The organism is Marinomonas profundimaris, from assembly GCF_000508165.1.
In the GTDB taxonomy this organism is placed as follows: Bacteria; Pseudomonadota; Gammaproteobacteria; order Pseudomonadales; family Marinomonadaceae; genus Marinomonas; species Marinomonas profundimaris.
Genome location: NZ_AYOZ01000034.1, coordinates 25,431 through 37,800 on the forward strand (window position 1 = coordinate 25,431; position 12,370 = coordinate 37,800).

Genomic DNA, 12,370 nt, shown 5'->3' on the forward strand with positions numbered 1-12,370 from the left:
ATAAAAAAGGCCCACTAACCTAGAGAATATCCTCTAGGGTCGCAGGCCTTTTCCAATGAAGGTCTTGAACGTTTTTCAGACTATTTTGCGGCTTTAGGCCACGCGACAAAAATAGAAATCAAAGCCGCCACCGCCAACAACCAACTATATTGCACATAGCCAACAAGCTCTAATGGAGACACTTGCGCCAAAGACGACGCCAATAGTATTTGAGCACCATAAGGCAATACGCCCTGTACAACACAAGAAAAAATATCCAACAAACTCGCACTGCGTTTAGGGTCAACATTGTATCGCTCAGCAATGTTTTTAGCGACAGAACCATTGATGAGAATCGAAACCGTGTTGTTCGCAGTACATAGATTGGTTAACGCTACCGCCGCACTAATGCTCAACTCACCCGCTCGAGTGGACCCTGCTTTAGCACCCAATGCACGACTGATTTGCTCAATCGCGCCAACCAGCCAAGCCAAACCACCCTGAGATTTCATTAATGCCGCAAGGCCGCCAATCAACAAGGAAAGGATCAATATTTCCTGCATGCCAGTGTAACCTGCATAAATATCAGCGGACCAAGACGCCACAGAGTAATCCGCCTGCATCGTCAAACCAATCACACCCGCCAATACGATGCCGCTAAACAGCACCAACATGACATTAACGCCAGCCACAGCCAAACCTAATACGGCAACATAAGGCAGCACTCGGATCAGCTCATAGTCTTGAATATCGGCAATGTGCGCATCGCTGCTCTGGAAATACAACCAAACCAACGTCACCAATGCCGCAGGTAACGCAATTTTAAAGTTCATGCGGAATTTATCGCGCATGTCACAACCTTGAGTACGAGTCGCCGCAATCGTCGTGTCCGAAATAATGGACAAGTTATCGCCAAACATGGCGCCACCAATCACAGTGCCTACGGTCAGCAACAATGGTAAATCGGCCGCTTCTGACACACCAATTGCAATGGGTGCAATCGCAGCGATCGTTCCCATAGAAGTACCCATTGACGTCGCCACAAAAGCCGTAATCACAAACAAACCTGGCAACAACATAGAAGGAGGAACAATGCTTAAACCGAAGTTTACTGTTGCATCCACACCGCCCACGCTTTTGGCCACGCTGGCAAAAGCACCTGCCAGCAAATAAATCAAGATCATGGTAATAATTGTGTTATCACCAACACCTTGAATAAAGGTTTCAATACGCTGATTAAAATACCCTTTGCCTAATAAAATTGCCAAGGCAATGGCAGGCAAAATCGCGACAGGAGCGGATATTTGATAGAAGGCAAAATCCACGCCTTCAGACTGATACCAAAGGCCACTGCCCACAAAAAGAACGAGAAAAAGTAACAATGGCAACAATGCCAGAGGGGATTTAGAAGTCATGTCGTCTGAGGTTTCCAGATTGTTTTTTGGAGAAAAACGCGGCGCTTATGACGCAGCCTTTCAGTAAGAACGCGGGATAATAATGAAATTATTATGTGGATACTAATAATTTATCGACATGAAGATCATCCAATTTGATATAACAAATAAAAACTAAAAACAAAATCAAAAGAACAAAAAGAAATAAGAAAATTACTTCGTCGCATCGTATCCATAGACAGAGTCCAGCTTTGTCTGAATCACATGAGGAGCTAAACGAGACGCTGCCTGCAGCGCCTTTAATTTCATTTTGCCAAATACACCACCCTGCATATGATACAAACCGGCATTGGCCTTCGACATTTTTTGGATGTTTGTTGTACGAGGCTTTCGAACGTCCTCATACTTTATTAACGCGTCTGCAACCGTACCATTCGACAAACACTGCGCCAAAATATACGCGTCTTCAATCGCCATCGCTGCACCTTGCGCCATAAAAGGCAGCATGGGATGACAAGCATCGCCCAACAAAACAGCGCGACCTTTATGCCATATCGCAAGCGAATCACGACCATTTAACGCCCACAAAAAAGTGCTCTGCGCCGACGCTAATATGCCACTCACCTCAGGGTGCCAGCCACTAAACGCTTGTCTTAATGCGTCGATATCCCCTTCTTCTCGCCACGATTCAGAGCGCCAATCATTACGTTCTTCTACCGCGACAAAATTTACATACTCGCCACCACGTAAATAATAACTGACAAAATGGCGACCTGGGCCCGCCCACACACACGCATCTGGCTTAATTGTCATCTTCAAATCACTCACAGGCACAACGCCACGCCACGCCACTTGCCCCATAAAAGTAGGCGATTCAGGGCCAAGCATTTGCTCTCGGATCTTAGAGCGAATGCCATCGGCTCCGATTAACACATCCGACTCAAATGTGCGTCCATCTTCTAAACACACACTGACTTGATCTAACGCCGCATTCTCGACGTAATGCGTTACCGTGGCGTTCAATACCAATTCAACACCCTCCGCCAAACACGCTTCGACCAATACATGGTGTAAATCGGCTCGATGAACATGCCAATATGGTGCATCGTAGCGTGATATAGCCTGCTCGCCTAAAGGTACCTTGAGGTAATACTCTCCACTTTTAAAATCTCGTATGGTGGCATGTTCAGGCACAAACACAAACGGTCGCAATGCCGATTCTAAGCCAAGTTTTCTTAATACTTTTAAAGCATTAGGACTCATCTGCAAACCCGCCCCAACCTCGCCTAAATGAGACGCCTGCTCACACACAACAGCCTGAACACCTTGCTTGGCCAACGCCAGTGCGGCGCTTAATCCACCAATGCCTGCACCCGCAATCACAACACGATTCACCTGACTCACTTAAGCTTCCTTTTTAGACTATGCTTTACACAAAGTAACAACATTATAGTAACGAATTACAGCGCGAATAAAACCGATCTATGTCACTGGCAAAGGAATATAAATACCGTTTTATTTTGTAATTTACAGTGGCTCGATCCTTGCTTTATTCGCTCAGTAGTGCGAAAACACTACTCATAGATTTGTTAATCAGAGCAACGATATAGCGAAATCTACACCTTATAAAGTAAAGAAGTCTCCCCGATGTGGGGCGGGCGCACAAGAAAAGTACACTGGTGTGTGCAAGTTTACAGCGCCCTCCTCCAGCTTGATAAAGAGAACGAGGTAAACATGGAAAAATTAACAAGCCAATACCAGTCATCTGTTTTTTTTGATGAATTAATTGATGACAACGGCGCCCCAAGATCTCCCGCAAAACAGCTATTGGGATATTTAGACAGCCTTTCTGAAGACGAACTGGAAAAACGACGCCTCACCGCCGAAGCGACAATACAAGAAATGGGCATCAGCTTTACGGTCTACACCGAAGAAGGCAACATCGACAGAGCGTGGCCCTTCGACATTGTGCCTCGCACCATAGAAGCATCGGACTGGAAAGTAGCAGAGGCGGGATTAAAACAGCGTTTAAAAGCCCTTAACCTTTTTATTAATGACCTCTATCACGATCAAAACGTCATCAAAGACGGCATCATTCCAGAGCACATTATTAAAGACTCAAAAAACTTCAGGCCAGAGTGCGTCGGCGTTTCACCTGCTTATGGTGTTTGGGCTCACATTTGTGGAACGGATTTAGTACGCGATGAGCATGGCGACTTCTATGTGTTAGAAGATAATCTACGCGTGCCTTCTGGCGTATCTTACATGCTGGAAAACCGCGCGATTACCAAACGCGTGCTACCAGAATTATTTGAAAACGAATCCATACTGCCGGTCAACTCCTACACCTCTCAGTTATTTGACACCTTGGCTTCCTTGTCTCCTCGCGACATAGAGAACCCTGAAATTGTGGTCATGACACCAGGTATTTATAACTCTGCCTATTTCGAGCACGCTTTTTTGGCTCAGCAAATGGGGGCAGAATTGGTCGAAGGCAGTGATTTATTCGTCGATAACGACGACTGCGTTTACATGAAAACCATCAACGGTCCAGAGCGCGTTGATGTAATTTATCGTCGGATCGACGATTTATTCATAGACCCTGAAGTGTTTGATTCTGAATCTGTTCTTGGTGTTGCCGGATTAATGCGTGCATGGCGCAGCGGTAATGTTGCCTTGGCCAACGCACCAGGCGCTGGCGTCGCCGATGACAAAGTCGTCTACGCTTACGTTCCCGACATCATTCGCTATTACTTGAAAGAAGAACCCATTCTGAAAAACGTCGAAACCTTCTTATGCGATGATCCAGAACAACGCGCTTACGTGCTTGAAAACCTAGACAAACTCGTTGTGAAACCCGCGAACGAATCGGGTGGCTACGGCATGCTCGTTGGCCCGCATTCGACGAAAAAAGAACAAGCGATGTTTGCGGAACTCATTACCAAGAACCCACGCAACTACATTGCGCAACCAACGCTAAAATTATCCACCGCACCCACACTGATTTCAAAAGGTGTTTTAGAACCTCGTCACTTAGATCTACGTCCATTCATACTGCAAGCCAAAGACACCTATGTTACGACGGGCGGTCTAACTCGCGTTGCAATGAAAAAAGGCTCCTTGGTCGTTAATTCGTCACAAGGTGGTGGTAGTAAAGACACTTGGATCGTTGAAACAAAGGGGCAATAATTATGTTATCTAGAGTCGCAGAACGCTTATATTGGAGTGCTCGTTACTTAGAGCGCGTAGAAAACACCGCTCGCTTGGTCAGTGTTTACGATGATCTAATGTTCGATCTCCCAAAAGATATTGAAATATCTTGGTACAACCTCATCGAAATCATCAGCGGTGAAGAAACCTTTGAGCAACGCTATAAAGTCAAAGACGAACGCAATGTCGTAAAATTTTTACTGGCCGACGACACCAATTCGAACTCCATGCTGTCATCGTTAAAAATGGTCCGAGAAAACATTCGTACTACGCGCGACGTTGTGCCTAAAGAAACATGGGAACTGATTAACGAGTTGGATTTATACGCTCGACAAAACATCAAGCTAGGAATAAATCGCTCAGAACGCCACCTCTTTTTGAATACCATCATCGAAGGTTGTCAGAAAATCATCGGATTATTTGCCGGCACCATGAGTCGTGATTCTGGCTGGCATTTCCTAATCATGGGACGTTACTTAGAGCGCGCCGACATGGGAACACGAATCCTAGACGCCGCCGTTTCTCTCATGCTGCAATCTGAACCCGAAGAAAGAATTCAGCTTGGGCAAGTAACATGGTCGAAAGTTCTCAAATCTCAAAGTGCTTATTTGGATTATCGACGCACCGTCAGATCTTCTATCAACGGTGCAAAAGCCACCACTTTTTTGATGAACGATCCCTGTTTCCCTCGAAGCTTGGATTATTGTTTTGGGCAAATAGGAGAGTCAGCAACAAAGCTGCCTAGAGCCGGCGTCATCACAGCACAAGTGGATAAAATCCTTGAGTTTGATTACCCAATTACCAGTTCAGAAGATTTGGATGAAGACTTCCATAATTATCTCAACGAATTACAGATTGCCATTATTGAAATAAACCACCAGATCACCGAAAACTGGTTTCATTTTCGGCAAGGAGACGCTGCATGACCATTAGAGTCGCGATACAGCACAAGACCACTTATGAATTTGATCGCTTTGTCAACGTAGCTCCGCATGTATTAAGGCTCCAACCCGCGGCACACTCACGCACAAAAATTCATGCCTATTCACTCAAAGTCATGCCTGAAAAGCATTTCATCAATGTGCAACAAGACCCGTTTGGCAACTTTCAAACGCGCTTGGTTTTTCCTGAAAAAACCAGCCGATTAGAGTTTTTTGTCGAAGTCATTGCGGATATGACGGTGATTAACCCTTTCGACTTCTTTGTAGAAAGTTATGCGGAAGCGTTTCCATTCACCTACACAAAAGAACTTAAAAAAGAACTCGACCCTTATTTGAAGGTGACTGAATCTTGCCCTTTATTGGACGAATGGCTGTCATCTGTCGACCGTACAAGCACACCAACCAACGACTTTTTAGTGGCCATTAATAGTCGATTAGCCGCCGATATTGGCTACGGTATTCGCCTTGAACCGGGTGTACAAACCTGTGAAGAAACCCTGACATTGAAAAAGGGTTCTTGTCGCGATACATCTTGGTTATTGGTGCAAATCCTTCGTAGTCTTGGCTTAGCGGCCCGCTTCGCGTCTGGTTATTTAGTGCAACTGAAATCCGATGTGAAAGCGCTAGACGGCCCTTCTGGCCCCGAAGAAGACTTCACTGATTTACACGCTTGGTGTGAAGTGTATTTGCCGGGTGCCGGCTGGGTTGGTTTAGACCCAACGTCTGGATTATTCGCGGGTGAAGGCCACATTCCTTTGGCATGTACACCAGAGCCGGCTTCTGCCGCGCCAATCACTGGCTTCATTGATGAATGTGAATGTGATTTCAGCTACACCAACATCGTCACCCGTATTCATGAAGACCCACGTGTAACAAAACCCTATGCCGATGGTGAGTGGGATACTATCAAAGCGCTTGGCTTTGCTGTCGATAAAGAATTAGAAGAAGGCGATGTGCGTCTAACCATGGGCGGAGAGCCAACGTTTGTATCCATTGATGACATGGATTCGGAACAATGGAACACAGGCGCTTTAGGGGCCGAAAAACTCAAACTGGCCAAAGACCTACTCATTAAAATGAAACAGGAATTTGGCGCAAACGGTCTGCTTCATTACGGCCAAGGCAAATGGTATCCGGGCGAAGAAGTACCTCGCTGGGCGTTAGGTTGTTTCTGGCGAACCGACGGTGAAGCCCTTTGGAACGATCCAAAGTACCTCGCTCGCGTAGACCAAAATTACAAACACACCATAAAAGATGCTCAGGCGTTTGGTGAATTGCTGTGTGACAAACTGGCATTGGATAAGCAATATCTTCAAAGTACCTATGAAGACACCTTGTACTATATGTGGATGGAGCAATCCCTTCCTGCAGACGCGGATCCTACTAAAGCTGATTTAAAAGACGACTTGGAGCGCCGCCGTCTTGCAAAACTCTTAAGCCGAGGCATAAGCACCACAACCGGTTTTGTCTTGCCACTAGAATTCGATGGGCACAACAACCGCTGGAAAAGCTCTCTTTGGCCGATGCGCAGTGACGTAATTACCTTAATCCCAGGCGACAGCCCGATGGGTTACCGCTTGCCATTGAACTCCTTGCCCGCTCAAGCGGAAGAAGACCGCATTCCTGAACGTGACCCTTTTGATCCACGTCAACCTTTAGCGAACAAAAAAGACAATGCCGTATTAGACAGCGTTGCCAAGCAACATTTCGCTAAAAAACCAGAACCAACCACGTTAACACCCGAAAAAGTGCTAAAGGACGTGATTCGAACCACACTTTGTATCGAGCCACGTGACGGGCGTTTGCATGTTTTCATGCCGCCAATGACGCATCTTGAACATTTTGTTGGTGTACTAGAACATCTCGAAGCCGTTGCCAAAACCCTCGATTTACCCATCGTCATCGAAGGTTATGAGCCACCAAAAGACCCGCGTTTACAGAAGTTCCTGATCACGCCAGACCCAGGCGTTATCGAAGTGAACATTCACCCTGCCGCAAGCTGGGGAGAACTCGTTCACAACACGGAAACCTTGTATCACCAAGCGTATTTGTCTCGCCTTGGCGCAGAAAAGTTCATGCTGGATGGTCGTCATACGGGGACTGGTGGCGGTAATCACGTCACATTAGGCGGCCGTACACCCGCTGACAGTCCGTTGTTGCGCCGCCCTGAATTACTACAAAGTCTTGTGACGTTCTGGCAACATCACCCGGGCTTGTCTTACCTTTTCTCTGGCATGTTCATTGGCCCAACCAGCCAAGCACCTCGCCCAGACGAAGGCCGCGACGAAGCCTTATATGAGATGGAAATTGCGTTCCAAAACATGCCAGAAGGTCTCGTTGATGAACCTTGGTTAGCCGATCGTTTAATGCGTAACTTATTGGTCGATATTACCGGTAACACGCATCGCTCCGAATTCTGTATTGATAAACTGTATGCGGCAGGCAGTGCCAGTGGTCGTCAGGGTTTATTGGAATTCCGTGGATTTGAAATGCCACCACATCCGCATATGTCTCTTGTACAAATGCTGTTGTTACGCTGTTTGGTCGCGCGTTTCTGGAAAGAACCGTACAAAAAACCACTCGTCCGCTGGGGCACCAGTTTGCATGACAAGTTCATGATGCCGCACTTTGTTTGGCAGGACATTAAAGAAGTCGTCGAAGATCTACAACGTCACGGCTTCCCGTTCAAACTAGAATGGTTAGCGCCGTTTGAAGAGTTCCGTTTCCCTCATTATGGTCGTAAAAAAATCGACAATATGGAAATCGAGTTACGCTGGGCGATTGAGCCTTGGCATGTACTAGGCGAAGAGATCACCGGATCAGGCACCGCTCGTTATGTGGATTCGTCGGTAGAGCGTCTACAGGTCAAACTGTCCGGCTTAACCGACAGTCGATATGTGCTGTGCTGTAATGGGCGTCGAGTTCCGATCCGAGCAACGGATAGAAAAGGGGAATACGTTGGCGCTGTTCGTTACAAGGCGTGGGCGCCACCCTCCGCATTGCACCCAACACTGGGGACTGATGCGCCACTTGTGTTTGACTTGATTGACACATGGAATGGCATGTCTGTGGGCGGTTGTACTTATCATGTGTCTCACCCAGGTGGACGAACATATGACAACGTACCGGTGAACAGCAATGAGGCAGAAGCACGACGTGTGAACCGCTTCTGGGATTATGGTTTCACTCAAGGGCCGCTTTCTCAACCTCCAGCCTTTAGTGGATTACGTTCATTCTACTCTACGGATGGTGAGCCGCGCCCTATGTCGCCACCAACAGAAGAGCCGATGAATGAATATCCTCATACATTAGATCTAAGGAAGAAGTATAATGTTCTCTAATAATTAATTTTTTTAGGCTCAAGCACATTATGCAATTTCAATCAGGTACTTTTGTAACGTCGGTTATTGATGAAAAATCGGCGTTACCTTCCACCTACGATACACCTAGGAATGCTTATAATGAGGCCTTCACGGAAGATCGCCAACCGCGTCAACATTGGGAATCATTACTGCGCAGTATGGAGAATCTCACCGAAGAGGAAATGCTAGATCGGCAACGCCGTGCTCAGCGTATCCTTCGTGAAGATGGAGCCACTTACAACTTAACAAGCGACCCACTCACCCCGAGTGTTTGGTCGCTTGATCTTATTCCCAATATTATTCACACCGAAGAATGGCTTGCTATTGAGAAAGGCCTGGAGCAACGCTCACACCTTTTTGATCTCATTTTAAAAGATCTATACGGACCACAAGAATTGCTAAAAAATGGCATTATTCCGTCCGAGATCATTTTCAGTCATCCTGGCTTTTTACGTCAATGTCATGGGGTTACCGTCCCTGGAATGCATCAATTGTTGTTGCATGCAGTGGACCTTGTACGAGACCCATCAGGCCAATTCCAAGTCATTGGTGATCGGACTCAAGCACCTAATGGCGCCGGTTACGCACTTGAAAACCGTACCGTTATATCTCGAGTTATTCCAAATATTTTCCGCGACAATCAAGTACGACGTCTGGCCAGCTTTTTTCAGTCGTTCAAGAACATGTTATCCACATTGGCCAGCGAATGGACAGACACGCCTCGCATTGTCATGCTCAGCCAAGGTGCTTTAAGTAGCACCTATTTTGAACAAGCTTACCTTTCAAACTACATGGGGTTTCCCTTGGTTCAAGGCAGCGATTTAACCGTACGAAATGGTGCCGTATGGATGAAATCGTTAAATGGTTTGGCGCGAGTGGATGTGATTTTGCGTCGTGTGGACGACGCTTACTGCGATCAAGCTGAACTAAGAGCGGACTCCTTTCTTGGTGTACCAGGCTTATTAGAAGTGGTTCGTGCTGGCAACGTCGTGTTGGCAAACCCATTAGGCAGCGGCATTTTAGAAGCACCGGCATTGGTTAAGTTCTTACCCGCAATCAGTGAATTCTTAACCGGAGAAAAACTATCGCTTCCTTCCGTTAAAACTTGGTGGTGTGGTGACACAGACGACTTTAATTATGTGCTCAACAACATCAACAATTTAATCATTAAACCAGCGATCCGTCGTCAAGACACCCACAGTATTTACGGTCACACGCTGACAGAAACACAAAAAATCGAGATCATAGAGAAGGTCAAAAAACACCCACATCTTTATGTCGCTCAAAGCTATATTCCTGGTTCCTTGTCGCCTATTTGGCAAGACGGAAAAATACAATCAAAACCGGGCTTGTTCCGCGCGTTCACTGTGGCAAATCCAACCGGATACACCGTCATGCCGGGTGGATTATCTCGTACCAGCCAATCAGATACGGAAACCATCGTTTCCAACATTACCGATTCGAAAAGCAAAGACACGTGGATTTTAGCCGCTGAGCCAGAAGTCAAAGCATCACCGTCAATCGATCAGATACACTTACAAGATGAAGCCTTGCAAGCCAACTTGCCAAGCCGAGTTGTCGAAAACTTATTCTGGATGGGACGTTACGCTGAGCGTGCAGAGATCAGCATGCGTTTGTTGCGAACCATCTTTAAACAAATGAACGGCGTTGATCCGCTGCCAGAAGAAAGCCGACGCACGTTACTGGAAATGGCGTCCACTCAAACCGGTTGCTTACCCGGTTTTATGAAAGCCACTGACAAGTTGCTCGCCAACCCAGATAACGAGTTGGCCGCGATTATTGTCGATGGCAAACGTGCGGGGTCGATCAAATCCAACCTTCAAGCCATGCTTAGCTGTGGTGAACAAGTCAAAGAAATGCTGTCCGCGGACACACGCATTATCCTTAACGAGTTGCGAGATCATATTCATGACTTGGATAGAGCCTATGTAAATGGCCTTCCTTCCGCACCAGAAGAATCTCTCGACAGTTTGGTTACGTCTTTGTTGGCGTTATCTGGGTTGAATCATGAAAGCATGCTACGAGGGCTCGATTGGACGTTCCAAGAAATCGGACGTCGTACCGAGCGCGCCTTGCAAACCGCCACACTGCTTCGTTCCGCGCTGACCAAAGCCTTGCCTGCGGATCCACAACAACAAATTTTAGAATCGGTTTTACTCAGCGTTGAAGCGTTAATTTCTTTCCGTCGCCGTTATCGTAATCGCGCGCGCGTAGCTTATGGCTTGGACTTGCTCATGATCGATGGCAGCAATCCACGTTCATTGTTGTATCAAGTAGAGCAATTACGAAAATGCATAAGAGAACTACCACGCAACGAGGTAGCCACCGCTGGGTTAAGCCCAGAAAACAAAATCATCATCAAATCGCTAAATGATATACAGTTGGCCGACTTAGAACAGCTCGGCGAAGTCGACGCAGAAACACAATCTCGCCCAAAACTAGAGCAATTGATGAGTGAATTATTGGAGCAACTGGAACAGTTTACTGTTTTGATCAGCGACAAATATTTTGACCATACCGCTGGTCCTCAATCTGTGATGCAAACCATTGGGGAAACGACCCTATGAGATACCGCGTACGACATATTACAGAATACACCTACGGCGCGCCTGTCAGCTTGTGCTACAACATGGCGCACTTATTACCAAGAGACACAGGTAACCAATTCTGTTTGAACCAAAAAATACAAATTAACCCGCCGCCTGTGTATAAAACGGAAGGCGTGGATTATTTTGGCAATCAGACCTTTTACTTTTCCATTCAGGAAGCCCACAAAAAGCTCGTAATCGATGTCTCAACAGACTTCGACATCACGCCTTTGAACTTCCGTGAACAAGATATTAACAACGCCATCACCTGTGGTGAACTGCGTCGTTTATTGGCCACGCCCAATACGCCTGAACTTCGTATGGCAAAAGAGTATCTGTTGGATTCTCCACAAATAAACCGTTCTGCGGAATTAAAAGAATACGCCGAAAGCACCTTTTCTAACGAATCGTCTGTTTTGAAAGCAGCCTTGGCGTTTACGCACAAAATTTTCACAGAATTCAAATTCGACCCGAACACCACCACGGTGGCGACACCGCTTGAACAAGTACTCAAGCAACGCAGTGGTGTGTGTCAAGATTTTGCCCATTTAGCCATCGGCTGCTTACGCTCTGTCGGCATACCCGCTCGCTACATGAGTGGCTACTTAGAAACCCTGCCACCACCGGGGCAAGAAAAGTTAGTCGGTGCCGATGCATCGCATGCTTGGTTCGCGGTTTTTACACCCGAATTTGGTTGGGTAGAATTTGACCCGACAAACGACATAATGCCAAGTGAACAGCACATTGTTACTGCGTGGGGCAGGGATTATTCCGATGTCACACCCTTACAAGGTGTTATTTTTGAAGGCGGTGGATCACAACAACTCGCCGTATCTGTCGATGTAAGAAGAACCTAATAAGATGATATGAGACCT

The 12,370-nt window shown here is 46.6% G+C and carries 7 protein-coding genes; 5 read left to right on the forward strand and 2 right to left on the reverse strand.

Annotated elements, in window-relative coordinates:
- Positions 1–80: 80 nt before the first annotated feature.
- Both D104_RS30940 and D104_RS30945 read right to left on the reverse strand, forming a co-directional pair.
- A complete protein-coding gene (locus D104_RS30940; RefSeq protein WP_024024523.1) occupies positions 81–1,394 on the reverse strand; it encodes a Na+/H+ antiporter NhaC family protein in 1,314 nt (437 codons plus the stop codon).
- Positions 1,395–1,586: 192 nt separating this feature from the next.
- Positions 1,587–2,777, reverse strand: a complete 1,191-nt coding sequence (locus D104_RS30945) for an FAD-dependent monooxygenase (protein ID WP_024024524.1) — start codon at positions 2,775–2,777, stop codon at positions 1,587–1,589.
- Between the two features lie 330 nt (positions 2,778–3,107).
- On the opposite strand from D104_RS30945, the gene D104_RS30950 reads away from it, so the two are divergent.
- The 5 genes from D104_RS30950 to D104_RS30970 are packed head-to-tail and all read left to right on the forward strand — an operon-like array spanning position 3,108 to position 12,352.
- On the forward strand, positions 3,108–4,562 hold the full coding sequence (locus tag D104_RS30950; protein WP_024024525.1) for a circularly permuted type 2 ATP-grasp protein: 1,455 nt from the start codon (positions 3,108–3,110) through the stop codon (positions 4,560–4,562).
- A 2-nt stretch (positions 4,563–4,564) separates the two neighbouring features.
- Complete coding sequence (locus D104_RS30955; protein ID WP_024024526.1) at positions 4,565–5,509, forward strand: alpha-E domain-containing protein; 945 nt, start codon at positions 4,565–4,567, stop codon at positions 5,507–5,509.
- A complete protein-coding gene (locus tag D104_RS30960; protein ID WP_024024527.1) occupies positions 5,506–8,865 on the forward strand; it encodes a transglutaminase family protein in 3,360 nt (1,119 codons plus the stop codon). Before D104_RS30955 ends, D104_RS30960 begins: the two co-directional genes overlap by 4 nt.
- Positions 8,866–8,894: 29 nt before the next feature.
- Positions 8,895–11,474 carry a circularly permuted type 2 ATP-grasp protein gene (locus D104_RS30965; RefSeq protein ID WP_024024528.1) on the forward strand — a complete coding sequence of 860 codons (2,580 nt, stop codon included), beginning with the start codon at positions 8,895–8,897 and terminating at the stop codon, positions 11,472–11,474.
- Positions 11,471–12,352 (forward strand): transglutaminase family protein, encoded by an 882-nt coding sequence (locus D104_RS30970; RefSeq protein WP_024024529.1) that lies wholly within the window; start codon positions 11,471–11,473, stop codon positions 12,350–12,352. The genes D104_RS30965 and D104_RS30970 overlap by 4 nt, the downstream gene beginning before the upstream one ends.
- Positions 12,353–12,370 lie beyond the last annotated feature (18 nt).